This is a genomic window from Acrocarpospora sp. B8E8, assembly GCF_039871605.1.
GTDB lineage: Bacteria > Actinomycetota > Actinomycetes > Streptosporangiales > Streptosporangiaceae > Acrocarpospora > Acrocarpospora macrocephala.
Map to the genome: position 1 here is coordinate 70,344 of NZ_JBDPLV010000002.1, position 23,629 is coordinate 93,972.

At 68.4% G+C, this 23,629-nt stretch carries 21 protein-coding genes and 1 pseudogene; 8 read left to right on the plus strand and 14 right to left on the minus strand.

The window, feature by feature from the left end; genetic code table 11:
* Positions 1-566: 566 nt before the first annotated feature.
* Positions 567-1,343 carry a siderophore-interacting protein gene (locus ABGB08_RS03020; protein WP_347585955.1) on the minus strand — a complete coding sequence of 259 codons (777 nt, stop codon included), beginning with the start codon at positions 1,341-1,343 and terminating at the stop codon, positions 567-569.
* 155 nt (positions 1,344-1,498) lie between these two features.
* Here ABGB08_RS03020 and ABGB08_RS03025 point away from each other — a divergent pair, with 155 nt between their 5' ends.
* From ABGB08_RS03025 to ABGB08_RS03035, 3 genes are all read left to right on the plus strand, one after another.
* A complete protein-coding gene (locus ABGB08_RS03025) occupies positions 1,499-2,284 on the plus strand; it encodes a helix-turn-helix transcriptional regulator (protein ID WP_347585957.1) in 786 nt (261 codons plus the stop codon).
* A gap of 210 nt (positions 2,285-2,494) precedes the next feature.
* The gene (locus tag ABGB08_RS03030; protein WP_347585959.1) at positions 2,495-3,667 is read left to right on the plus strand and encodes a 4-hydroxybenzoate 3-monooxygenase; all 1,173 of its coding nucleotides are present in this window, start codon (positions 2,495-2,497) and stop codon (positions 3,665-3,667) included.
* Positions 3,668-4,212: 545 nt separating this feature from the next.
* Positions 4,213-6,207, plus strand: a complete 1,995-nt coding sequence (locus tag ABGB08_RS03035; RefSeq protein WP_347585962.1) for an IS4 family transposase — start codon at positions 4,213-4,215, stop codon at positions 6,205-6,207.
* On the opposite strand, the gene ABGB08_RS03040 is transcribed toward ABGB08_RS03035, so the two are convergent.
* Entirely contained in the window at positions 6,184-6,807 is a 624-nt protein-coding gene (locus ABGB08_RS03040; RefSeq protein WP_347585964.1) for a DUF4158 domain-containing protein, read from the minus strand. The two genes, ABGB08_RS03035 and ABGB08_RS03040, sit on opposite strands and share 24 nt — an antisense overlap.
* Positions 6,808-6,847: 40 nt before the next feature.
* Complete coding sequence (locus ABGB08_RS03045; protein ID WP_347585966.1) at positions 6,848-7,882, minus strand: LacI family DNA-binding transcriptional regulator; 1,035 nt, start codon at positions 7,880-7,882, stop codon at positions 6,848-6,850.
* A 984-nt stretch (positions 7,883-8,866) separates the two neighbouring features.
* Here ABGB08_RS03045 and ABGB08_RS03050 point away from each other — a divergent pair.
* Positions 8,867-9,166, plus strand: coding sequence for a hypothetical protein (locus ABGB08_RS03050; protein WP_347585968.1), 300 nt, complete (start codon positions 8,867-8,869; stop codon positions 9,164-9,166).
* Between the two features lie 7 nt (positions 9,167-9,173).
* The gene (locus tag ABGB08_RS03055) at positions 9,174-9,326 is read left to right on the plus strand and encodes a hypothetical protein (RefSeq protein WP_347585970.1); all 153 of its coding nucleotides are present in this window, start codon (positions 9,174-9,176) and stop codon (positions 9,324-9,326) included.
* Positions 9,327-9,581: 255 nt separating this feature from the next.
* On the opposite strand, the gene ABGB08_RS03060 is transcribed toward ABGB08_RS03055, so the two are convergent.
* A complete protein-coding gene (locus ABGB08_RS03060; RefSeq protein ID WP_347586429.1) occupies positions 9,582-10,277 on the minus strand; it encodes a right-handed parallel beta-helix repeat-containing protein in 696 nt (231 codons plus the stop codon).
* Between ABGB08_RS03060 and ABGB08_RS03065 the strand changes: the two genes are divergently transcribed.
* The gene (locus ABGB08_RS03065; RefSeq protein WP_347586440.1) at positions 10,276-10,635 is read left to right on the plus strand and encodes a hypothetical protein; all 360 of its coding nucleotides are present in this window, start codon (positions 10,276-10,278) and stop codon (positions 10,633-10,635) included. The genes ABGB08_RS03060 and ABGB08_RS03065 overlap by 2 nt on opposite strands.
* On the opposite strand, the pseudogene ABGB08_RS03070 reads toward ABGB08_RS03065, so the two are convergent.
* Together ABGB08_RS03070 and ABGB08_RS03075 are read right to left on the minus strand one after the other, a co-directional pair.
* Positions 10,587-10,988 (minus strand): annotated as a pseudogene (locus tag ABGB08_RS03070) (cellulose binding domain-containing protein); the annotation flags it as partial. The gene ABGB08_RS03065 and the pseudogene ABGB08_RS03070 overlap by 49 nt on opposite strands.
* A gap of 783 nt (positions 10,989-11,771) precedes the next feature.
* Complete coding sequence (locus ABGB08_RS03075; RefSeq protein ID WP_347585972.1) at positions 11,772-12,980, minus strand: hypothetical protein; 1,209 nt, start codon at positions 12,978-12,980, stop codon at positions 11,772-11,774.
* Between the two features lie 198 nt (positions 12,981-13,178).
* Between ABGB08_RS03075 and ABGB08_RS03080 the strand changes: the two genes are divergently transcribed.
* Together ABGB08_RS03080 and ABGB08_RS03085 are read left to right on the plus strand one after the other, a co-directional pair.
* Positions 13,179-14,318 carry an integrase gene (locus tag ABGB08_RS03080; protein WP_347585974.1) on the plus strand — a complete coding sequence of 380 codons (1,140 nt, stop codon included), beginning with the start codon at positions 13,179-13,181 and terminating at the stop codon, positions 14,316-14,318.
* 286 nt (positions 14,319-14,604) lie between these two features.
* The gene (locus ABGB08_RS03085) at positions 14,605-15,729 is read left to right on the plus strand and encodes a hypothetical protein (protein ID WP_347585976.1); all 1,125 of its coding nucleotides are present in this window, start codon (positions 14,605-14,607) and stop codon (positions 15,727-15,729) included.
* A 135-nt stretch (positions 15,730-15,864) separates the two neighbouring features.
* On the opposite strand, the gene ABGB08_RS03090 is transcribed toward ABGB08_RS03085, so the two are convergent.
* From ABGB08_RS03090 to ABGB08_RS03125, 8 genes are all read right to left on the minus strand, one after another.
* On the minus strand, positions 15,865-16,359 hold the full coding sequence (locus ABGB08_RS03090) for a PASTA domain-containing protein (RefSeq protein ID WP_347585978.1): 495 nt from the start codon (positions 16,357-16,359) through the stop codon (positions 15,865-15,867).
* A gap of 1,168 nt (positions 16,360-17,527) precedes the next feature.
* Complete coding sequence (locus tag ABGB08_RS03095) at positions 17,528-17,779, minus strand: DUF4242 domain-containing protein (protein WP_347585980.1); 252 nt, start codon at positions 17,777-17,779, stop codon at positions 17,528-17,530.
* A 70-nt stretch (positions 17,780-17,849) separates the two neighbouring features.
* Positions 17,850-19,277, minus strand: a complete 1,428-nt coding sequence (locus tag ABGB08_RS03100) for a LuxR C-terminal-related transcriptional regulator (protein WP_347585982.1) — start codon at positions 19,275-19,277, stop codon at positions 17,850-17,852.
* 558 nt (positions 19,278-19,835) lie between these two features.
* Positions 19,836-20,222 carry a VOC family protein gene (locus ABGB08_RS03105; protein ID WP_347585984.1) on the minus strand — a complete coding sequence of 129 codons (387 nt, stop codon included), beginning with the start codon at positions 20,220-20,222 and terminating at the stop codon, positions 19,836-19,838.
* Positions 20,219-20,512 (minus strand): metalloregulator ArsR/SmtB family transcription factor, encoded by a 294-nt coding sequence (locus ABGB08_RS03110; RefSeq protein ID WP_347585986.1) that lies wholly within the window; start codon positions 20,510-20,512, stop codon positions 20,219-20,221. The genes ABGB08_RS03105 and ABGB08_RS03110 overlap by 4 nt, the downstream gene beginning before the upstream one ends.
* A gap of 186 nt (positions 20,513-20,698) precedes the next feature.
* Complete coding sequence (locus ABGB08_RS03115; protein ID WP_347585988.1) at positions 20,699-22,174, minus strand: MFS transporter; 1,476 nt, start codon at positions 22,172-22,174, stop codon at positions 20,699-20,701.
* 26 nt (positions 22,175-22,200) lie between these two features.
* On the minus strand, positions 22,201-22,938 hold the full coding sequence (locus tag ABGB08_RS03120; protein WP_347585990.1) for an SRPBCC domain-containing protein: 738 nt from the start codon (positions 22,936-22,938) through the stop codon (positions 22,201-22,203).
* A gap of 12 nt (positions 22,939-22,950) precedes the next feature.
* Positions 22,951-23,553, minus strand: a complete 603-nt coding sequence (locus tag ABGB08_RS03125; protein WP_347585992.1) for a helix-turn-helix domain-containing protein — start codon at positions 23,551-23,553, stop codon at positions 22,951-22,953.
* Between the last annotated feature and the right edge of the window lie 76 nt (positions 23,554-23,629).

A 23,629-nucleotide genomic window follows, 5' to 3' on the forward strand; every position in this document is an offset into this window, starting at 1 on the left:
ATCCGCCGGTCAGCCAGCTCTGGTCGCGCCACCAGGCGCAGGCGGAGCCGAGCGCGTCCAGGCGGTCGTTGACGATGACTGCGGCCGCGTCAACCCACCGGCCCACGAACCAGGCCGCGACGCGGTCAGCTCCGGCCTCGCCTCCTACTCGGCCGGGGCGGCGCGCTCACCGAAATCGGCCGCCAGCGCCCGGATCGCGATCGTGTCGGCGCGTGCGGTGTGGGGTTGGCGATGGTGGCCAGGAACGCTTCGGCGGCCGCGCGGAGGCGGGGCACGTCCTCGCGACGTTGAGCCGGTGCGCCGCCGCCATGAGAGGGTCTCTCGCACTTCTACGCAGATAAGCAGTGGGAGTCCACCAGCGTCGCACAGGAGTGTTCTCCCAGGACGAGATCCATGCACAATGCGCCCCTATCTGCGATAACACTCCATGATCATCACCGTTTGGGACTCCCGGCAGACTTCTTACCGACACGTCCGTCGCTATTTCCACCCCTCACACGCCGCACTCGCCAAGTCACCAGCCTGCTCGCGCCCGGCGACAGCCGCCGCTGACCCCGGCGAACGCGTCAGAGGCTGGCTCTGCCGTGTTTCCAGTATCCACGGAAGGCGATGTCGGATCTGGGGACGTCGCGGTCGTTGATGAGATGCCGGCGAATGCCGGTGACCAACGAGGATTCGCCCGCTGTCCAGGCGTAGTAGGGGCCTGAGGGGAGGTGTGCGTCTCTGACGGCCTGGAGAGCGAGAGTGCCTGGCCTCATGTCGGGGGCGTTGCGGGGCAGCCAGTGGATGTTCGTGTCCGCAGGTGCGGTGATCTCCTGGCGGATGTCTTCGCCGACGGGGACTTCGAGGAAGACCTCAGCGGGCAGCGTGTTGGCGGAGCGTTCCAGGATCGCGAGAATCGCCGGCAGTGCGCTCTCGTCGCCGACGAGGAGCTGCCAGGCGGAGCCTGGGGTGGGCAGGAAACCGTATCCCTCGTCGAGGAAAGAGACTGTGTCGCCGGGCTCGGCCGCCAGCGCCCAAGCGTTTCCGGGAGCAGCTGTGTCGGCGGCCTGCTTCTCGTGGACGCAGATTTCGATGTCGAACGCCGACATCTGCGGCCTGAAGCGCCGGATCGTGTACGTCCTGACGCGTGGACGCCGTCTGCCCGGTTGCAGGCTGTACTGGAGCATCCACTTCTCACTGCTCGGGAATACGACTTCGTGCTGGCCGGGGCCGGCGAAGAAGAGGCGGCCCGCCTGGTCGTATCCGTTCTGCTCCAGATGCTGGACGTCGTCTCCGCTCAGCGTGATGGTCATGAAGTGAGGGCTGACCCGCTCGCGGTGCAGGACGGTCAGGTTCAGCATCTGTCGGTGGCGGGGGCGCTGGTGTCTGGGCGGCATGGCTATCGGCCCGATCCGCAACTCATCGACGGTCCCTGTGGTGCACATCGTGTGGCTCTGCTCATGTCGCCATCCTCTGCCTGCTGTGAGATGCCACACCACCGGTAGTCTGACGGCTGATGCCGGAAACCCGCCAATCCTCGCCGCCGTCTTCGACTCCACCCGAGGCGACACCTCGTCGTGGATCCTGGCTACCGCACGGCTACCACATTGACGCCCACTCTCACGCCGAAGGTCAGCTGGTCTACGCGGCCGCCGGCGCGCTGGCCACCACGACCGAACGCGGGACCTGGGTCGCCCCGGCCAACCGCGCGACATGGACGCCGCCCGGATTCGAGCACTCCCACCGCTTCTACGGCGAGACCGACGTCCGTCTGCTCACCATCCCGACCGACCTGTGCAGCGCGCTCGTGGCGCACCCCAGCGTGTTCGCGGTAAGCCCTCTGCTGCGAGAAGCCCTCCTGGCGCTCACCGAGAGGCCAGAGACCCGCCCCGGCGCCCACGAACGACTGCGCGCGGTGGTGATCGACGAACTCGCCGAGACCCCCGAGCAGTCCCTGCACCTGCCCGAACCTCGCGACGACCGCCTGCGTACCGTCACCGGCCTCCTGCACGCCGATCCCGGCCGTAGCTCGACCCTGACCGATCTGGGGCGCGCCGCAGGAGCCAGCGAACGCACCCTGAGCCGCCTGTTCCACACCGAACTCGGCATGAGCTTCCACCGCTGGCGCACCATCCTGCGCATCCACCACGCCTTGCTCCACCTCACCAACGGCCGGTCCGTCACCGACACCGCGACCGAGTGCGGCTGGTCCAACCCCTCCAGCTTCATCGACGCATTCACCGAGGTCGTCGGCCAGACCCCGGGCCGCTACCAAACGGACCTGCGCGAGAGCACGAAGTAGCCGAGCCCGCCTCCGCAGCCGAAAGACGCTCTCGCCGCGCGAGCATCCCCAGGTTGGCGGCTTTCCAGTATCCGGTGTCCATTCACCGGTTGGCCGCGATGGCTGTGAGGTCCACAGTGGTGGTCACAACACCGCACCACCCGAGGCGGCATCGTCGTCCACGCTCCGGCCTGTTCGACCACCGCATACTTCGAAAAGGCTCCGAAACACATGACAGAAACACCCGAGAGCACTGCCGTCGTGATCGTGGGGGCCGGGGTGGCCGGGCTCGCACTCGGCAACTTCCTGCTCCGCAACGGCATCGGCTGCGTTGTCCTGGAAAAGAACAGTCGCGAATACGTCGAGCAGCGGCAGCGGGCGGGCACCCTCGACACCCGCGGGGTGCGCATGTTCCGCGAGTGGGGGCTCGAAGAGGTAGTGGAGGGCGACCCCATCACCCAGGCCGAGGGCGGCTTCTTCATCGACGGCGAAGAAATGCCGATCGACATCGAGGAGGACAGCGAGAGCCTCTTCTGCCCCCAGCAGGTTCTCGTCCGCAACCTCACCGATGTGTTCCTCCGCGATGGCGGAGACCTCCGCTTCGAGGCCGCCGACGTCGGCCTGGAAGACATCGACAGCGAGCACCCCCTGGTGCGCTACCAGGACACCGCCGGCGCGCCGAGGGCCATCAGCTGCGACTTCATCGCCGGCTGCGACGGCTACCACGGCGTCAGCCGAGCCACTATCCCCGAAGGCGTCCTGACCCGCTACTCCCACGAGTACGGGTACGCCTGGCTGAGCATCCTGGCCGAGGTGGCCACGCGCCACCCCTCAGGCATGGCGATCCACTCCCGCGGCCTTGCCGGGATGATCCCCCGCGGCGCGAACGCCAGCCGCATCTACCTTCAGTGCCCGCTCGACGACACTCTCGAGCAGTGGCCGGACGAGCGCATCTGGAGCGAACTGGAAGCCCGTTTCGGCACCTTCGTGTCGACCGGCCCGATCATCGAAAAGCGGGTCCTTCCCCTGCGGAGCGTGGTGTACAGCCCCATGAGCCACGGCAAGCTCTACCTGCTCGGGGACGCCGCACACATCGTCCCCCCGATGAGCGCGAAGGGAATCAACCTCGCGCTCAACGACGCCGAGGTGCTCGCCCGCGCCGTCATCCGGCAGATCCAGCAGGGCGATTCGAGTCTGCTCGACAGCTACTCCGACACCTGCCTCAGCCACATCTGGAACTACCAGGCGTTCGCGGCATGGATCACCGAGATCATGCACAATGCCGGCGACACCTCCTACGCAGGAGAGTTCCGCAAGCAGATCGCCCGCGCGGAACTGCAACGCCAGTTCACCTCTCCCGCAGCGAACCAACTCTTCGGTGAACTCACCTCCGGGGTGAACTAACGCAACGAAACTCCTCTGCCGGTGACGGTTCCAGGGGCGCCGGCACAGGAGTGCGCGTTCTCCGCGCGGAGACGGATCTGGGGTTCACCCGCACCTAATCCACAAGGACGGTATAACGCTCAACCAGGGCAAATGCTCGCCGTCACCGAATCGTCGTCAAGATCGCGTTCCTACCGCCAAAATCCGTCCGATCCTCCCCAAGGCCGAGGCCACGCAATCGGCGCGGACGACCTCGGAGTACACGCAGATCCAGATGTGGGGGCAATGCCGTTGGGTTGAGGGCGGAGACCCGCTTGTCAAGCGGCTTGATGAGTCTGTGATCTTCCTCTTCTTCGCCGGGGCGGCGGAGCGCACATAAGCCGCCGAAGCCCTTGACCAGCAGGTTCTCCCGTACCGGGCGCTCAAGAGAACAGGGCCGAGGCGCCCTCGTGGCGGGCCAAGCAGGGCCTGTGTTCCCGAGATGAGTACGTGTTTCAGCAGACAGGCGAACGGGACCTGCGGTAGATGGGTTGTTGATCTAGGACAATCCATGACCGGAGGTCCCGTTGCCGGATCAGTGTGCCACGACGACTCTGACCCAGACCATCACCATGGCCGAGGGTGTCTTCGCCCCCGGACATCTGGGCGCGCTCACCCGGTTCGTCCCGTTCGAGTTGGTGGACAGCGTGCTCGATCACCCGAGCCGGCGCGAACGGATCCGCTCAGCTCCCTTACGCGTCGGGGTGTACTTCGTGCTCGCGCTGGCCTTGTTCCCCGAGCGGTCCTACCGGCAGGTCTGGGATAGCCTGACCGGCGCGATCCGGCAGATGGGCGCCACTGTCGCGAGAATGACCGACAGCGGGCTGACCGATCTGCGCCAACGACTGGGACCAGACCCGCTGCGGGAGACTTTCGACGTCGTGGCCGGCCCCCTGGGCCGCCCGACCACCCCCGGGGTCGCCTATCGGGGACTGCGCACTGTCGCCTTCGACGGCTGCCGATCCACCCGAGTTCCCCAGACCCGCGACAACCTCGCCTGGCTGGGCCTGCACAAACTCGCAGCCGGGACGGTCGCCTCCTACCCCTTGCTCATGGTCATGGCCCTGGTCGAAACCGGAACACGGGCCCTGCTCGGCGCGGTGCTCAGCCCGATCCGCGGCGAAGTGGAGGCCGCGCTGGAACTGATCGGTCACCTGTCGGGCGGCATGCTGGTCCTGGCCGACCGCGGGTTTGATGCCAACGCGTTCCTGTGCGCCATCCACCGCACCGGAGCCGGCGTGCTGCTGCGGGTGTGCTCTCCCCGCACGCCACCGGTTCTGCAGGTCCTGCACGACGGCTCCCACCTGTCAGTCATCGCCGGGATCGGGGTCCGCATCATCGACGCGGAGGTGAGCCTCACCTTGGCCGACGGCACCCTCCACCACGCCCGCTACCGGCTGGTGACCACCCTGACCTGCGCCCGGCGCTACCCCGCCGCCGAACTGCTCGCCCTCTACCACCAGCGGTGGGAGATCGAAATCGCGTTCCTCGCGCTGCGCTCCACCATGCTGCACGGCCGGGTCCTGCGCTCCAGCACGCCCCAGGGGCTGCGCCAGGAAATGTGGGCCCTGCTGACGGCCTACCAGCTGCTACGCACCGCGATGCTGGACGCCACCGACGCCATCGGTGGCTGCGACCCCGACCGGGCCGGCTTCACCGCCGCGCTGACCGCCAGCCGCGACACCATCACCCGAGCGTGCGCTGTCCTGCCCACTCCCGGACAGGAACTGACCAGCCCCATCACCGAGGCCGTCGCCGCGTCCCTGCTGCCCGCCCGCCGCCCCCGCATCAGCGCCCGCACCGTCAAGGGCGTGTCGGCACGGTACGGCCACCGCGCCGCCGACGAAGACCGGCCGCCGGTCAGCACCACGGTTACCGCGATCGACATCACCGTTGTCGCACCCGAGCAAACCGCCCGCGTCCCCGCCGCGGCGACCGGCACGGCTCCCGGCGAGCAGCACCCCAGCAACCAGGCCCGGCTCAGCGCCGCCTGCTCGGCCACTCCCGCCCCCGCCCGCCGGCCACTCCACCCCGACCGGCTCCTGCCACCACCCACGCCCTCCCACACCAGCCGACTGGAAGACCTCCAGGCACTGATGAGCACCGACCCGCACCGAACCTGGACCGTGACCGAGCTGGCCACGCTCTTGCGACTGGACTACAAAAGCCTCTCCGCAAGCCTGCACCAGTGGGCCAGGCGCGGGATCTTCGTCAAGGCGAGACGGGGCGCCTTCACGATCCCGCAAGGGCCACCCGTGCCCTCCAAACTCGCGGTTCGCCTTCCCGACGTCCTGGCCATCATGAGCACCGACCCGCAGCGCGAGTGGCGCCCCCGGGACATCGCAGCCGCACTCAACACCGTAAAAGAGAGCACCCTGGCCATGCACATGAGCGCCTGGGCACGGGAGAACCTGCTGGCCAAGACCGCTCCGGCGACCTACGTTCTTCCTTCTGCCCTCGTCGTCTCCATCGCCGTCCCGGCCAAGCAAGACGAGAGATCACAGAATCGCCACGCCGCTTGACAAGCGGGTCTCCGCCCTCAACCCAACGGCATTGGATGTGGGGGAATTCCACCATGGTTCGATCTTCCCCGCCACCTCAGGCGGCCAAGCCCAGATCCAGGTGGGTGTCCAGGTCGATCTGGATGGTGCCGTACAGGTTGGCGTGCGACCAGAAGAGTGGACTGAGCGCGCCGGTCGGCCCAGCGCGGCGGTCGAGTCAGCCGACAGGCACCCGGTCACCCGCTCACAGAACGCCCGCTCGAACCGGGCCCGGCAGCCGCGCTCGATGCGCTCCATCCGGCCGGGCGGCTCGATCTTCAGGTTCCGGCAACGCGACAACATCGCCGGCCGAAGCCCTTCATTGGTCAGCACCATCGGGCAGATGTCACTGGCCAGCCACTCGATCAGCGCGTCCTCATCGGCCCGGGTCGACTCGCGAAACCCCGGCGCCTTGCGGATCTGAGAGCGGTGGTACTCAATCGTGCTGCCCGCCCACTGGTAGTCGGCCAGCAGGCCATGCTCGACCTTCACCTGTCCAGCGACATAGTCCACCGCGGCTTTGGGGACTCCCCGCCATGCCGAGGGAAAGCGGGCCTCCAACTCGGGCGAAATGTTGCTCACTACCGGTAAGTAAGTCCGGCGAGCGGCCGATTTGGAGCTGTTACACAGGTGTCTTGCCGCGCACCCAGCGCGGTGGCGCGGTGCTGCCACGCGGCGTCAGAAGTGCGGGCTCATCGTGCACATCCTTGACCCCGGCTCCCCGCACGGCGGCCAGCAGCAGCCGGGCCGCGTGCACGCCGTACGCGTTGATATCCCGGGTGAGCGCGGTCAGCGGTGGGTCGAGTAAGGGACAGATCGGCGAGTCGTCCCACGCGACGATCGACACGTCGTCGGGGACCGACAGGCCGGCCTCCTGGATGGCCGTCAAGCCGGCGACCGCCATGATGTCGTTGTCGTAGATCAGCGCGGTCGGTGGCGCGGCCAGTTCTATGAGACGGATCGTCGCCCGCGCTCCATCCTCGGCCGAGTAGTCCGTGGATGCGATGACAGCGGCCAGTCCCAAGCGACGGCCGACCGCCAGAAACGCCTCAGTTCGAATGGCGGTGTGCGCGAGCTGAGGTATACCCCCGATGCGGGCGATCCGCCGGTGTCCAAGCGCGGCCAGGTATTCCACTGCCTCGACCATGGAGACTCCGTCGTTGGACCATATACTCGCGAGCGATCCCGCCGCGCTGGGCGGTCCGATTGCGACGGCGGGCAGTCCCACTTCACACAGGGCCTTGATCCGGCGGTCGCGCACCCGGAGGTCGCAGACTAGAACGCCGCCCACCCGACTCTCCCGCCACCAACCTTGGTAGCAGGTGATCTCCTCTGACTCGTCTGCCACCATCTGGAGGAGCAGGCCATACCCATGCAGGGAGAGTTCGGCTTCCAGCCCGCTGATCAGCTCCATGTAGAACGGCTCGATGCCCAACGTGGAGGGCGGGCGTGGCAACGCCATGCCGATGACCTTCGCGCGTGCTCCGGCCAACGCCCTAGCGGCCACGCTGGCCCGATACCCCAGCCGGTCCGCGATCGCGAGTATCCGCTGCCGAGTCTCCTCGGACACGCCCGCCTGCCCGTTCAGCGCATACGAGACGGCGCCCTTGGAGACGCCCGCCTCTGCGGCGATGTCGGAGATCGTGGGTCGCTTCACGCGGCACCTCCGGTTCTGACGTACTTTCTCGGTTCAGTAACGATCTCTACGGAATCCGAGAGGCGGTCACCTTATCGATCTTTCGCCACCACTCACCGTCATGATCTTCATCACTCATCGCGACGAACTAGCACACTTCGCCGTGGAGTGATGCCAAAGATGCAGGTCAATCAGCTATCCACGTTTCGCACTCATTACACCGAGGTGACGCGATTCCCAAGCTAACGCGAACTTACTCGGTTTTGCTAGAGCCAACGTCGTTTGGATCAGCGGATGCGCTTCGGCACGTAAAAGCGGGGCACGCGCACCGTGTTCGGGAGTGGAGACCGGGCGGATTCGGTTAGTTCGGGCACCCGGCCTATGACCGCCGCACAGCGCAGCAGCACGAGGCGTCATCCCTCAGACAACGGCAAGCCAGGCAGATCGGGCAAGGCCGAGGGCCGAGAGTAATCTGGTGGAAGATTGGGATATTCGTCTGGGCCATTCCGCGCCTTGGACGCTGACCGCTACCGGTGAGACCGGAGAAGACTATGGCCGACACGGCCGACCTCAACGCACAGACCATCGCCGAGTTCCGGGCCAACCACGGAAAGGTCGGGTGGGAACTTTGCGGGAGCGCCTCTGCTCCTGTTGCACAGCGTTGGGGCCCGGTCCGGCGCGCCTCGGGTCAATCCGATGATGTACCTGCCCGGGGAGGGGCGCTACCTGGTGTTCGCCTCCAAGGCCGGGTCTGACCGGAACCCCCGACTGGTACCACAACCTGCTCGCCCATCCCGGCGTACGGGTCGAGGTCGGCGACGAGACCATCGAGGCGCGGGCGGTCGAACTGCAGGGGGCCGAGCGCGAAGACCGTTTCGCTGAACAGGCCCGCCGGTATCCCGGCTTCGCCGCGTATCAGCGCAAGACTGAACGGGTCATACCCGTCATCGCGCTGATTCCCACCGGGGGATCCGCCGAACACACGGAAAGCGCTCCGTCATGAGCATGGCGTACCTCGCACAGCCCGATCGGCAGCAAAAGCTCGAATGGCTGGACGGCGGCGTCTTCGCGATCCTCCTCGACTGCGCGGCCACGGACGGGCAGCTGACCGTTGGACGGTTCACCGTCGGCAAGGGAGAGGCGCCGCCGTACCACCTGCACAACCGTGAGGACGAGGTGTTCATGCTGATCAAGGGCAGCGCGCTGGTGCGGTCCGACGACCAGGAGATGGAACGTCCGAAGGCGGAATCGTCTACCTGCCCAGGAAGTCCCCCACGGTTACCGGATCACGTCCGACATCGCTGACCTGCTGATGATCTGCACCCCGGGCGGTATCGAGGGCATGTTCCGCCATGCCGGACGCGACCTGGCCACCCCCCGCCCCGAAGGCTTCCAGATCTCCCCGGAGCGCTTGGCCGAAGCCGCCGATGCCTACGGCCAGATCGTTCTGGGCCCGCCCCGCTGACCCAGAGCCCCTGTTTCACGCCGACTGACCTCGGACACGCAAAGACCCGAGACAACCAACTGCATCCGTTCCTTGCGGGAAGCCCCGGCGCTGGACATGCCCGAACGGCGCCTCCGGGCACAGATCGAAGGATCGAGGCTGCGGAGACCAAACTATGCAGCCGGGCCGGCGGACGATGACCGCCGGCCGGCTCTACGGCACTCAAGGGCTCGGCTCGGGTGGCATAGCGATCTCAGAGACCGGCTTCACGGCCGTTCAGAGGTTGATCTTGCCTGCTCCCGCTCCGGAGCTGACGATGGACTTGACGCCAGACGCTCCATCAAGACTGTAGGAATAGGAGATGGAAGCCACCGAACCGCCTTGCTGTCCGCTGCCGGAACCGGTCAGATAGTTGTTGCGGGCCACCAGGGTGCCGGGACCGGACGCGGCCTCGCCCAGGTGGTACGGGTCGTCGACATTCTCGAAGTAGTTGCCCTCGACCAGCACACCGGCGCCTTCGGTGGAGGCGACGCCGTACCCGCTGACGTTGGAGTAGTAGTTGTTGTAGACGTGCACCGGGTTGCCGAAGCGGACGCGGGGGCCGCGCTGGGTCGTGCCGTCGAGCCAGTTGTGGTGGTAGGTCACACGGAGGTGGCCATTGTCCTCGGAGCCGTTGTCGTCGCTGTGCCCGAGCAGCATGGCCTTGTCGTGGGCGAACAGGTGATTCCATGACACGGTCACGTAGTCGCTGGCGCGCTTGATGTCGATGGCGCCGTCGTAACCGTTGGACAGGGTGTTGTGGTCAATCCAGACCCGGGTCGAGTACTGGACGTTGATCGCGTCGTCGTCCCAGTTCCGGAAGGTGAGGTTCCGGATGATCACGTTGGACGCGTTGGAGACGTTCAGGCCGCAGCCGACGATCGCCGCGCCGGAGTTACCGATGATCGTCTTGTTGGAGCCGATCCTCAGCATGCCCGAGCAAGAGATCGTGCCCGACACCCGGATCACGGCCGCGCCCGTCCCCGAGGCCGCGCTGGTCAGGGCCGATGCGCTCGTCACCGTAGTGGTGGCCGCACTGCCACCGCCGGTCGTGCCGCCACCCTGGGTCGCCCAGCCGACCAGGCCGGTGGTATTGGTCGGCGGAGGTGAGGTGGACGGACTGGGCGAAGGCGTCGGGGTGGGGGTCGGGCTCGGCGATGGCGAGTCGGTGACCGAACCCGTGCACGCGATCCCGTTGAGAGTGAAGGAGGTGGGCACAGGGTTGGATCCGCTCCAACTTCCGTTGAAGCCGATCGTGGCGACGGCACCGGTCGGCAGGTCGCCGTTGTAGGAGGCATTCGCGGCGGTCACCGCGCTCCCGCTCTGGGAGAAGATCGCGTTCCAACCCTGCGTCACGGCCTGTCCGGCCGGAAAAGACCATTTCAGTTGCTAGCTGGTGAGCGGGTCGCCCAGATTGGTGATCGCGATGTTCGCGCCGAACCCGCCGCTCCACTGGGAGCTCACCGAGTAGGCGACCTGGCAGCCCGCCGCGGCGGAGACCGGCGCCGCGAGGAGGCCCGCCGCCAGGCAGAGGGCCCCTGCTGTACCGCCAAGGATCGCCAGGTGTCGTTGTCGTAAGGTCATGTTCTTGTCTCCTCCTTCTTGGCACTGGGCCGGAGCCGAGACCCTGAAACCCCAGGTCATTCACGTGGTTTCGGTGAGCCAAGTTTGCTTAACCGTTTAAGTCAAGGTTGCCTCATCTCAGGCAAGCTTGATCATCCCCCTCGGTGCCGGGATATGCCGCATCCCGGCCAAGGATCCCGATCATGCTCGCGACACCCGTGGGTGGCGTCTCTGCACTGGTAGCGAGGAGAAGCTGCCTCACAGCCGGACATTCGAAGCGCCCGCGAAGGACCTCCGCGGCCCGCCCTCAGGCCCTGTCAGGGGTACGGAAGGCCAAAGAAACTTTCATCGCCCGCCAGTTATGTCACACGAATTAGTGCAGAACGTAGACAAATTTCCGTGGAACGAGACAGCGGCAACGTGTGCGTAATGCACAAGAAGCACCGTTGACACTTCACCGCTTAAGTGCTGCCATGAGAATTCCTGACTCAAAGGCGCAAGCCAGATGAGAGGAATAGGGGCAACCCAGCGCTTCAGCCGGTCGGCGATCGATGGCCGGACGGACGAGTACAGGTATCACGAGGCAGGCATTCTCATGCCGTTGAACAGGCGCAACACCCGTTCGCATACCCCCGCTCCATTAACTGGAGACACCAACGACCTGTTCCTCCTGAATGAGGCCTACATCGACTATAAGGCCGCTTAGGCAGTTAGCGATGAAGCCATTCGCTAATCGATTCGTGACGAATTTCATCGCCAGGCCTGGCTACCCGTGCCCGGAATCGCTAAATCAACTGGACCTCCGGCGCCAAAACCCGTTCGTTGCGCTGGCCTGCGGTTTTCTGTCGTCAAATCTCAGGAAACCTACGGCGCGTCGATGGCATCATCTTCGCCGCCGGGCTGGCCCTCGGACGGCTCGGTCAGGCGGCGGCGCAGGTCGTCCCGTTCCTCCCGCAAGGCGTTCCGCTCATCGGTGACGCTCGCCAGCTTCGCCCGCGCCGCCGCGGCGTCGTCGCGGGCCTGGGCCGCCTCACGGGTGGCGGTGGTGACGTCTTGGCGGGCGGTGGCGAGGTCGGCGCGGAACGACTCGGCCTGCTCGCGCTGCTGTTGGGCGAGGCGCGTCAGCTGGTCGTGCGCCGCCGCAGCCCGGCCTTCGGCGGTGCGGACGTCGGCTCGGGCCTGCTCGGTGGCGGTGTCGGCGCGGTCGGCGCGGTCGCGCTGCTCACTCAGCCGCTCGCCCAGGGCGGCGGCCTGCTGCCGGGCCAGCGCCAGCTCCTGTTCCAGCACGGCGATGCGCGCCTGGGCGTCGGTGACGGCGCCGTGGTACTCGCGCCGGAGGTCCCCCAGGTCGGCCGCGTAGCGGGTGCGGTCGGCGGCCGCGCGTTGGCGCTCGTGGTCCAGGTCTTCCTTCAGCCGTTCGGCGACGGCTTCGGCGGCGATGCGCCGGCGGTCGGCGCCGGCGGCGCGCTCGTCAGCTTGGCCCCGGTCGCGGTCGGCGGCGGCCGCCCGTTCCTCCGCGGTGGCGGTGGCGCGCAGGGCCTCCTCGGCGCGTTCGGTGGCCGCGCTGCCGCGATCTTCCGCGGTGGCGGCGGCGTGCTCGGCGTCTCGGGCGGCGCGCAGCGCGTCCCGGGTCTGCTGTTCCAGGCTGGCGTTGCGGGCCAGCAGCGCGGAGCGCAGTTCCTCCAGCAGTTGCCGCTCGGCGTCGGCGGCCTCGATCACCCGTTCCAGCAGTCCCGCCCGCGGTGCGGCCTCTTCACTGAAGCGCATCAGCCACCGGTCGAGCGGGACCGGGTCGCCGGTGTCGGGGGCGGCCTGGCGGGCCTTGCGGGCTTGGTTCTTGCACGCCTCGCTGCAGTAGCGCGATGGCCTGGTCTTCGGCCGGGGTAGCGGGCGGGGTCGCCCGTCGGAGCTCTCCCACAGTTCGGCGCAGCCGGGGTTGCCGCACCGCCCGTGGGGCGCACCTGGATCTCCCGATTCCCCGGCGTCGTCCGGGAGGGTGCCAGGTCCATGATCGGCCGCCGTCGGGGTCGGTTCCGCCTGCTCTGCGGCGGTGTCGGGACCGGTCGTGGGCACGGGGGTACCGGGGGGCGGAGGCGGGGTGTCCATGTCCGATCTTATCAGATAAGTCATTCTCACATCTCGAATCTAATATGAGATTCGCACATCTCGAATTCAATAGATCGCCTGGCCTCTGATAATCTCGCTTATCAGAGGTCAGAAACCGGCTCGTGGGACGACGGACACCCGCCCGGAAAGGGGGATGAAAGCCGCATGGAGGACCAGACCGGGCCGCTCGCGATACCGGAGCCGTCACGAGCGGGACGGGCGCACCCGCTCGCCGTCCTGGCCGGGCCCGGGAACGCGCTCACGCACACCGCGGCCGACTACGTCCTCAGCGACTCCGCCCGGGCGCTGATCACCGAAGGGGTGCCGGCCAACACCCAGCGCGCCTACACCCGGCAGTGGGCCGCCTTCACCGCCTGGTGCGCGGCCCAGGACCGGCTGCCGCTGCCCGCCACCGGCCACACGCTGGCCGAATACACCGCCGCGCTGTGCGCCACCGATCAGGCGCCGGCCAGCATCGAGCAGGCCATCGCGGCGATCCGCACCATGCACCGGCTGTCCGGGCACCCCGGCCAGCCCGGCACCGACGCCGCCCGGCTGGCCCTACGGGCCCACAAACGCCGTCGCGCCACCAGCGGAAACGGCCGCCGCCAGGCCCCGCCGCTGACCATCCCGGACCTGCGCGCCATGATCGACGCCTGCGACCTGGACAGCGTGATCGGGCTGCGCGACCGGCTGCTGCTGGTGCTCGGCCTGGCCCTGATGGGCCGCCGCAGCGAACTGGTCGCACTGCACCGAGCCGACGTCCGCGAGGTTCCCGACGGCCTGGAAGTGCGGATCGGCACCTCCAAGACCGACAAGGACTCGGCCGGGCAGACCGTTGCCATCCCGCGCGGCAGCCATCCGCTGACCGACCCGGTCGCCGCTTGGCGGGACTGGCTGCAGGCCCTGGACCAGGCCGAACAGCACTCCCGCGACGGCGCTCATCACGACGATCAGGACCCTGGACGGGGGAGCGGGCCCGGTGAACAAGCAGGCGGATCAACCGGACGGGGGCGGCTGCTGCGCCGGGTCGACCGGCACGGCGCCATCGGCCCGTCACTGACGGGTGAATCAGTGAACGTCATCGTCGGCGATCTGGCTGTCCGGGCCGGCGTTCCCAACGCCGAGGCGGTCACCGCGCACAGCCTGCGCGCTGGGGGAGCGACCGTGGCTTACGCCGCCGGTGTGCCGGTCTCGGTCATCGCCGCGCACGGCCGCTGGGCACCGAACTCCCCGGTGGTACTGGGCTACATCCGCGCGGTGGACCGCTGGCGCGACAACGCTATGCGCAACGTGGGCCTCTGACCAGGGAAAACAGGCACGGGCTTGATACGGCGGGTCGGGCTCGAGCACTCTCGCCGCAGCTTCGTGGTGACATCAAATCGGCGTTCGGTGTCATTAATTCGGCGTTTGCGGTGACAGAAAATCGGCGCTCAACACCAAATGAGAATCAGTCATCCTCCGTCATCGTTCGTGGCGCATAGTCATCTGCATAACGAGGATTATGTGGGATCTCTCGGAAAGACCCAGATGGAACAGATCGCTTTTTCTGATTTTCTATTTCTGGAAAATCAGCTAGGGTGATCTTGTGGTGACGACGTGTAAGCACTGTGGGACGGCGATCGAGCAGCGCAATGGGCGGGGGAGGCCGAAGGAGTACTGCCCGGAGGGGGACTGTCAGGCGGCGGCCAAGCGGGAGCGGGAGATGCGGCGGGCCACGCCGGGGCTGGATGGGGCGCTGGCGCGGGCGGAGGAGTTGTACGACCGGATGGAGCGCGGGCTGGCGGCGGCGATCGCGCCGTTGGCGCAGGTGCTGGCCGATGAGCTGAGTCCGGCGGGGGTGGAGGCGAAGCTGAGCGCGGTGCAGGCGGAGGCGCACACCAGGGTCGCGGTCGCCAGGAGCGAACGGGAACAGGCCTTCGAGCAGGTACGGCTCTCGCGCGAGGCCACCGAGGAAGCCCGCAGGGAGACGGCGGAGGCGCGCAGGTTGGCCGAGGAGGCGAACGCGGAGCGGGACAGCGCATTCGCGGATGCGGAGAACGCGCGGGAGCAGGCGCTGGCGGCGCTGCGGGAGGCGGCGGCGACCGAGCGGGTGGCGCGGCAGGCCGCGGAGGAGGCGGGGCGGCGCGCGAGCCGGGCCGAGGCGGACCGCGATCAGGTTCGGGCCGAGGCGGGGGAGCGGGTCGAGCGGGCGGCGGCCGAGGCGCGGGACGCGGAGGCGAAGGCCGTACGGGAGGGGGAGCGGGCGGAACGGGCGGCGGCGAAGGCGGCGCGGGCGGTGGAGGACGCGGCGCGGGCGCGGGCGGAGCTCGTCGTCGCCGAGCAGGGTGTGGTGCGGGCGCTGGCGCGGGCGGAGGCGGCCGAAGGGGAGCGTGATCGTGCCGTGGTGCGGGCGGAGGCGGCCGAGGTGGCGCGGGCTCGGGCGGTGGGGGAGGCGGCGGAGGCCGTACAGGCGAGGAAGCAGGCGGAGCGGGACGGGCGGGAGCGGGTGAAGGCGGCCGGCGATCAGGTGCGGGCGGCGGAGGCGGCACTGGCGCGGGAGGGGGAGCGGGCGGTTGGGGCGGTGGCCGAGCGGGACGCGGCGCGGGCCGAGCTGGCCGTCGAGCGGGCGCGTACAGCTGATCTTCGTATCGCCCTGGAGGAGGCCCGCGCCGAGGCCGCGCTGCTGCGCGAGCGTGCCGTCACCGCTGAACTGGGGGGTCACGGCAAGACCTGAGAGCTGCTCCGGCGGCGCCGCCACGCGCGCTGTTTGGCCTGTCGTTAACGAAGCTGTCAGCGCCGGGACCGGACGGGACAGACCCGTGCCGGACTTTCTCGGTCGGGCACGGGCCTGCGTTTCAGCCGTGAACGGTCAGGGACAGGTGCTTGGCCAGCCGGAAATCGCTGCCAGCTGCACCAGGGTGTTGTGTGGGACGACGGTGCCGGCCCTCGGGCTCTGCTTCATGATGGTGCCGGGGGTTGTGCTGCACGTCATGTCGATCACCTGGCGCACGGAGGCCCGCAGGCTGGCGGCCGTCAGCGTCGATTGAGCCTCGGCCACGGTCATGCCCACGACCGAGGGAACTGGGACGGGCGGCACTCTCGTCGTGGTGAACGTCCACGACCTGGCGCAGTTGGAGACGAATTCGGGTCTGATCAGCAGGCCGACGGTGCCGGTAAAGGTCTGGCCGTCGGCGCTGAGCGTGGCACTGTTGATCGTGACGTCGACGACGACGTGCACGGTCGCGTCGAACTCGAACTGTCCGCTTAGGCTGAAGGTGGATGAGCCGTCGGCGTTCACGCCGGTGCGATGCCCGGTCAGGGGGATCGTAAGCGCGCCGAGCCCCTGGTTGCCGTGGCAGTCCACGCGAGCGCCCGCGGCCAGCTCGACTGTCTCGGTCAGGGCGGACGGCTCGCCGCTGACGTCGAGGGCGACGCCAGTCGTCGTGGCGAAGTCCGAGTTGATCGTGCCTTGATAAAAGCCGGTAGCTCCGCACCGCCGGGGACATCGGCACTGGATGCGAGGGCCACATACACGTCTCCATACGTCGCGCCGGGCGACTTCACGAAGGCGACCGCATCGGCCCTGCCGTCATTGTTGACATCCGCCAGCGCGCAGTCCTCATCCCCGACGCACATCAGGTCCGACCACTTCTGGTTCCCGCCGAAACTCGATCCTGTCGACAACGCCACGTACACGTCGCCGAACAGATCCCCGGTCTGCGTGGATTTAACGAACGCGACCGCGTCGGCCCATGCCGTCCTTATTCACGTCCGCCAGCCCGCACTCCTGGCCGGTGATACACAACAGATCCGACCACCTCGACGGCTGAGCGAATCCGATGGTCGCTGCCGCCGCGCCATTGGCGGCCGGTACGAGCGAGAGGCTGGCCAGGAGTGCAACGACAATTGCCAGGATTTTGCTTCGCCACTGTCCGATTCTGCTGTTCGTTGTTGTCATGGAAATCCAATCATGTGATTGTTGTGTATGAGGAACTGTCATCAGATGCGAATACCCACGGCGCTGTTTCCGGCTGACTCACCCCGCCCTCCATCTGTGTCCCTGCTGATCCTTGTCGCCTTTGCATGGAATCCATCGGCCGCCCTGGTGGACACTCAGAGATCTGCGGCGATGCCGTGCCAACAGGGCCACGCTGCGGTCGACCAGGGCACGCAAGAGGCGTGTTCGGTAGTACATCCATGAACTTCGCCATTGCGAGCACTGCACTTCCGGTTGGAATGCGGCCAAGCCTCCATCCGGGACGGGTGCGAATTCATCGGTCATACGACCTATGGCGCCGCTGCCGGATAGTGATTTCCAGGGGTGCGTGATACCGACTCCCTGCGTGGTCCAGTCACCTGTCCTGGTGGGCAGGGACCAGTTCGTCGTGCTGGCCGACCGCCGGCTCGCCGAGGCCGCGGACAGGGCCGGCATCTGGGCGGGCTACGACGGCGGAGTGGCCGCCAAGAGCCTCACTGGTGAAGCCCATTCCAGCTCGTGCCCGCCCGTCCCGGGTCGGCGTCGATTCACATTGTCAGGAGCCCTCCTGTACCTGGAAGATCTCGTCCGCGACGAGCCCGTGGGCCTCGCGGTGCACGGTCGCGGCCGCCTCCGCCGAGGGCGCCTCGACGAGGCAGAACACCTTGCCGTGCTGTTCGTCGACCCAGTACCTGAGGTAGTTGACATCGTGCTCGCCCTGCTTCTGCAGGTCGGCCTTGTGCGCCTGCGCCACGTCGGTGACAGTGACGCCGCCCGTGATCGTGTGAACATCCATGTAAAGAGGCATGCACCGACCCTAGGACGGGCCCGGGCGCAGGAGATGGGGAGGCGTTCCCCATGTTTCTCCGCTCCGCTCCCTACCTTTCTGCGAACAACCCCAGCCGCCTGGCCTCCGACGCGGCCTTGGCCCGCGTCGGCGCGCCGAGCTTGGCCAGCACGGCCGAGACGTGATGGCTTACGGTCTTGATCGAGATGACCAACGCGGCGGCGATCTCGGCGTCCGTGCGCCCGGCGTGGATCAGCTCAAGGACCTCCCGCTCCCGCCGCGTCAGGCCCAGCGGATGCTCACGCGTGGCCACCCGCGCGCCCACCGGCACCGACCTGATGCCCAGCCGCCGCATCCGCCTGCGGGTCAGCCGCGCCGCGGGCAGCGAGCCCAGGTCGGTGAAAATCTCGAGCGCCGCGCGCAACTCGGCCTCCCCCCTCCCGTCGAAAAGCGCGAGCGCGGCATCGAACGGGCAGTTCAGCTCCCGCCACGCACGGGCGGCCCGCTGCCGGTCGCCGGTCATCATCAGCCGGTACCTCTCGGCGAGGACACCCGTGACCGCGCGATCCGAGCCGGTCCGCCGCAACCACACCGCGACGGCTCCGCGCGCCCACGGATCGAGGCGATCCGCGACGGCCACCAGAGACTCCACCTGGCTGCGGGCGGCCTCGTCCTTGCCTTCCAGCCAGTACGCCTCGACCCGCGCGAGGCCTGCGATGGCGATCCACCCGGGCGCGCCGCACCCGTCCGCCGCCGCCGCGGCCTCATCCAGACACTCCCACACGCCGTCTTGGCCGAGCCGGGCCCGTACGATGCCGAGGCTGGTCAACGGGTTGATCCGGTTGGTCGGGGAGGCGGCTGCGGCAAGCAGCTCGGTGCTCAGCGCCGCCGCCTGCGCCCACCGGCCGGTCCGCTCCAACACCACGGTCCGCTCACCGCGCAGGCAGGTCGCATAGGTCGCCATGTCCTTGTCCAGACAGTACGCGAGCCCTTCGGCGAAGCATTGGCCCGCCTCGGCGAACCGGTATTCGGCGACGTAGCTGCTCTGCAGGTTCGCATACACGCGCCCGGCCTGGGCGGGCAGTTGCGAGGCGAGCGCCGTGGCCAGAGCCGAGCGCAGGTCGGCCGTCCACTCCTGGCCGAGCGCCGCCTTCGCACAGCCGATCGTGTTCAGCGCGTCGGCCAGCGCGCCCGGCACCTCCAGCCGCCCGGCGATCTCCCGGGCCCGCCGGCCGAGACCGACAGCCTCGGTGTTGTCCCGGTCGAGCATCCGCTGGCAGGCCAGGTTCGCATACGCCCAGGCCAGCTCGGCGCTCTCGCCGAGCGGTTCGAGAACGGCGACCGCGTCCTCGGCGGCGGCGCGGCCCTCGTCGTTGCGGGACAACCCCCAGTACTCGCGCGAGAGGCGGCGCAGGATGTCGCCTTCGCGGATCCGGTTGCCGGCCGAGCGCCACAGCGCCAGCGCCCGCTCACCGGCCTGCGTCGCCTCCTCCCCGCGGTCGCAATGGGAGGCCTGCACGCCAGCTCCAGCAGCCGGCCGCCGAACTGGTCGGCGAGGTCGAAAAGGGGGCCGAGCGGGCGGGGCGTGAAGAGCCCGTCGCAGGCGCCCCAGTACCACCGGGCGCCGGGGAGATCCCGCTCGAACTGCTCGACCAACGCCGTCTTGCCCACCCCTGCCTCACCCGAGATCAGCACCAGCCGGCCTTCGCCACGCTCGGCATCGGCCGCGTACTCGGCGAGCGCGGCCAGCGAAGCCTCCCGATCCAGCAGCATCCCATCATTGTCAGCATCGGCCTCGGCCATCGTCCAGGCCGTCGGCGAGCATCACAGCCGCGGACGGCGACCGCCTCCTCGGCTTCGCGCCCGGTCGATGATGCGAAGGCGGCTCTCGCCCCGCATCGGGTCGACGAGCGCAGTCTCGTTCGCCACAATGACGACGCACGCCTGGCCGAGACTCGCCTCGAGGATCCGCTCCACCGCCGACAGGTGATCAGCGGATCACATGAATGAGCGCCTCCCCGCCGATTTCCGCGCCGTTCATGAGATTCGGAAGTTTGCCGGCATCGGCGCGGGGTCCTTACTTGCTGTGCACGATTTGGATCAGGTTGCCGCAGGTGTCGTCCAGGACCGCTGTGGTGACCGGGCCCATCTCCAGCGGCTCCTGGGTGAAGCGGACCCCGAGCGCGCGCAGCCGGTTGAACTCCGCGGTTACGTCCTCCACTGCGAAGGAGGCGGCCGGGATGCCGTCCTCAACCAGCGCCTCCTTGTACGGCTTCGCGGCGGGATGGCCGTCGGGCTCCAGCAGCAGTTCGGTCCCGTCGAGGTCTTCCGGTGAGACCACGGTGAGCCAGCGGTCCTTGCCCAGCGGGACCTCGTGTTTCTTCACGAAGCCGAGCACGTCGGTATAGAAGCGCAGGGCCTTGTCCTGGTCATCGACGAAAACGCTGGTCAGGTGGATCTTCATGAGGTGCCCTCCGGTGTATCGCGCTTGAGCCACCGGGTCACGATGTGCTCAAGGGGTTCGGTGTTCAGATCGTGGAACTTGTAGCGGCCCTGGCGCCGCGAACGGACCAGACCTGCGGATTCCAGTACCGCCAAATGCTGACTTATCCCCTGGCGGGACAGCTCCAGGCCGTACTTGGTCACCAGCCGTGTGCAGATCTCGAACAGGGTCTGGCCGTCCCGTTCCACCAGCTCATCGAGGATGCGCCGGCGGGTGGGGTCGGCCAGGGCCTTGAAGACATCCTCCTCCATAACCCTCACCATACGCAAGTCGCCACTTGCCTATCAAGTCGGGTTCACCGCGCCAGAAGGCCCAGCGAGCCCGCCGAACTCCGACTTTCGCAAGGTGACCCGCGTCCCGTGCCGTGCCAGGGCCTGGCGACCACGCGATGATGCCGCCTCCCCCTAAGGTGGGGAGGCGGCATCATCGAGAACTCGTCAGGCGTCGACGGTGACCGGCGCCGGTTCCGTACGGAGGGTGACCGCCGCGGTGACCGCCAAGCCGAGAAAGATGACCGCCCCGACGGCGCCGACCACGTTGAACCCGCTGGTGAAGGCAGTCCGCGCCGCGTCGAGCAGCCCGGGCACGTCGTCGGCGATCGCGACCGCGGCGGTCAGGCTGCTCTTGGCCGCCGCCGGAGCCCCGTCCGGCAGGTCCAGCACCGAGCGATACACCAGGGTGCCGAGGCTGCCGAGCGTCGCGATGCCCACCGCGATACCGAACTCGCCGCTGGTCTCCGAGATCGACGCGGCCGAACCGGCCTTCTCCGGCGGCGCGGCGGCGAGGATCAGGTTCATGGTGAGCGCCATCGGGAAGGAGATCCCGGCCGAGGCGAGCACCAGCCCCACCACCAGCAGACCGGCGTCGCCGCTCTCGACCTGGGTGACGACGAGCAGGCCGAGGCCGGCGAGGGTGAGCCCGAGGGCGGTGACCGTGGCCGAGGGCAGCTTCCTGGCGAGCGCCGGGGCCACCATCGAGCCGATGACCATCGCCACGTTCTGCGGGATCAGCCGCACGCCGGTCGCGAGCGGCGACAGTCCGGCCACGTCCTGCAGGAACAGGCTGGACAGCAGCGACAGGCCGGCCATCACGACCCCGCCGAGGAGCATGATGCCCAGGGCGGTGCTGAAGACGCGGTTGGCGAACAGCCGCAGGTCCAGCAGCGGCTCGGCCAGGATGCGCTGGCGGCGGACGAACACCGTGCCGAACGCGACGCCGACGGCGACCGCGGCCAGCGCCGGGGCGTGCCAGCCGTCGCGGGCCAGGGCCTTCAGGCCGTAGATGACCGGCAGGATCGCAGCCAGCGACAGGGCCACGCTGGCCAGGTCGATCGGGTGCTCCGGCCTGGCCGGCTTGTATTCGGGCAGCAGGATCGGGCCGGTGACGAGCAGCAGCACCATGAACGGCACGCCGAGCAGGAACGCCGAACCCCACCAGAAGTGCTCGAGCAGCAGGCCGCCGACGAGCGGGCCGAGCGTCATGCCGCCCATGAAGCAGCTGAACCAGATGCCGATGGCGACCCCCATGCGCTTCGGGTCGGGGAACATGTTGCGGATCAGGGCCATCGTGGACGGCATCAGCGTGGCGCCCGCGATGCCGAGCAGGGCGCGCGCGGCGATGAGCAGGGCCGGGCTCGTCGCGTACGCGGCCACGATCGACGCGACGCCGAACGCGGCGGCGCCGATCAGCAGCAGCCGGCGGCGGCCGATGCGGTCGCCGAGGGTGCCCATCGTGACGAGGAAACCGGCGAGCATGAACGAGTAGATGTCCAGGATCCACAGCTGCTCGGTGGCGTCGGCGCGCAGGTCGGCGCTGAGTTGCGGCAGGGCGACGTACAGGACGGAGACGTCGAGGGCGATCAGCAGCGTGGGCAGGGCGAGGACGGCCAGGCCGACCCAGGGATTGGTCTTCACCGGTCTTCTCCGTTGTTAGGTGCCGGCTATGCCAGCGCCGCGGCGAGCCAGTCGCCCCAGGTACGTTCGGCGGCAGCCTGGTCCACGTCGCGGAAGATGTGGTGGCCGGTGAGCACCATCCCGCCGCCGCCGACGAACCGCAGCAGCGCGTCGTCGGTGCGCACGCCCAGGAACGACGGCTCCAGCACGGTGTCGACCACGCCGTCGACCGGTTCGCCGTCGACCGTGAAGTGCACCTCGTCGCCCTCGCGGACGTCCTTGGACAGCCCGGCGGCGCGGGTGACGGCCGCCCAGACGGTGTCCTGGTCGGGCTGCTGCGGGCCGAACGCGGCGACCGGCACGGCCGTACGGCCCGGGAAGTGCTTGACGTACTGGGCGAGGGTCCGCAGGTAGAGGGGGTTGCCCTTCTTCAGCGCGTCGTACTCGGCCTCCCAGTCGCCGGTCAGGATGCCGCTGTGCACGAACCGCAGCGTGGTGGTGCCGTCGTCGCGGCCCTCGATGAGGTACTCCATGGCCATGAACGAACCGTCCTCCGCGGCCTTGCCGCGATAGGCGAAGCGGCGGCCGGGTTCCCAGGCGGTGACCGTGGACTCGCCCGTGAAGCCGGGCATCGTCATGGTGGCGACGCCGCCCTCGCGGGGTTCGACCTCGTTGCGGCCCATGAACCAGGAGTCGATGCCCGGTCCGGTGGCGATGGCGGCCCACACCTGCTCGGGGGTGGCTTCGAGGTCGATGTCGTGGGTCAGCTGGAATTCGTGCGACATGTCGGGACTCCTTTATTTTTCGTTGGTCTTCTCGAGGCCCGCCGGGCTCTCGACGCTCGGGTGGATGGCCACGATGACCCTGTGGTCACGGCCGTTCTCGCAGTGGTAGCGGCTCACCAGGGCGGTGATCTCGGTGGTGAGCTCCTGGACGAAGGCGGCGCGGTCGGCGGCGGAGGCGAACCGCACCGTGCCGTCGAGCGCGAACGTGGCGACCGGCTTTCCGGCGCGCGAGGCGCCGGTGATGAGCTGGCCGACCTCCTTGACCAGCCGTGCGGCGACGGCCAGCAGCCAGCGCGCGGAGAGCCGGTCGGGTGAGCGGGCCGGGTCGGGCTGTACGCTCGCGAGCGCCGACGGCGAGATCACGAACGAGGCGGCGGTCGCCCGCAACACCCGCTCGGTGACGTTGCCCTTGCGCCGCTCCTCGACCAGCTCGACCAGCCCGTGCGATTCGAGGGTCTTGAGGTGGTAGTTCACCTTCTGCCGGGGCAGGCCGAGGATGGCCGCCAGGCCGGTCGCCGAGCACGGCTCGGCCAGCAGGGCCAGCAGCCGCGCCCGGATCGGGGCGAGCGCCACCTCCGCCGCTCCGGCTTCCTCAATGACTCCCACGTCGAACATGCCTTCACGCTAACCACCGACAACTAGAACTGTCAAGGACGAAAAAAATTGTCGGTCCTAGGCGGCGCCTGGCGCG

Excerpts from the sequence above, each read along its gene's own strand:
- ABGB08_RS03020 (WP_347585955.1), bottom strand. The coding sequence starts at position 1,343 with ATGCTGAACCTGACCGTCCTGCACCGCGAGCGGGTCAGCCCTCACTTC.
- ABGB08_RS03025 (WP_347585957.1), top strand. The coding sequence starts at position 1,499 with ATGCCGGAAACCCGCCAATCCTCGCCGCCGTCTTCGACTCCACCCGAG.
- ABGB08_RS03030 (WP_347585959.1), top strand. The coding sequence starts at position 2,495 with ATGACAGAAACACCCGAGAGCACTGCCGTCGTGATCGTGGGGGCCGGG.
- ABGB08_RS03050 (WP_347585968.1), top strand. The coding sequence starts at position 8,867 with ATGGCGTACCTCGCACAGCCCGATCGGCAGCAAAAGCTCGAATGGCTG.
- ABGB08_RS03055 (WP_347585970.1), top strand. The coding sequence starts at position 9,174 with ATGATCTGCACCCCGGGCGGTATCGAGGGCATGTTCCGCCATGCCGGA.
- ABGB08_RS03065 (WP_347586440.1), top strand. The coding sequence starts at position 10,276 with ATGCCCGAGCAAGAGATCGTGCCCGACACCCGGATCACGGCCGCGCCC.
- ABGB08_RS03060 (WP_347586429.1), bottom strand. The coding sequence starts at position 10,277 with ATGCTGAGGATCGGCTCCAACAAGACGATCATCGGTAACTCCGGCGCG.
- ABGB08_RS03080 (WP_347585974.1), top strand. The coding sequence starts at position 13,179 with ATGGAGGACCAGACCGGGCCGCTCGCGATACCGGAGCCGTCACGAGCG.
- ABGB08_RS03095 (WP_347585980.1), bottom strand. The coding sequence starts at position 17,779 with ATGCCTCTTTACATGGATGTTCACACGATCACGGGCGGCGTCACTGTC.
- ABGB08_RS03105 (WP_347585984.1), bottom strand. The coding sequence starts at position 20,222 with ATGAAGATCCACCTGACCAGCGTTTTCGTCGATGACCAGGACAAGGCC.
- ABGB08_RS03110 (WP_347585986.1), bottom strand. The coding sequence starts at position 20,512 with ATGGAGGAGGATGTCTTCAAGGCCCTGGCCGACCCCACCCGCCGGCGC.
- ABGB08_RS03120 (WP_347585990.1), bottom strand. The coding sequence starts at position 22,938 with ATGTCGCACGAATTCCAGCTGACCCACGACATCGACCTCGAAGCCACC.
- ABGB08_RS03125 (WP_347585992.1), bottom strand. The coding sequence starts at position 23,553 with ATGTTCGACGTGGGAGTCATTGAGGAAGCCGGAGCGGCGGAGGTGGCG.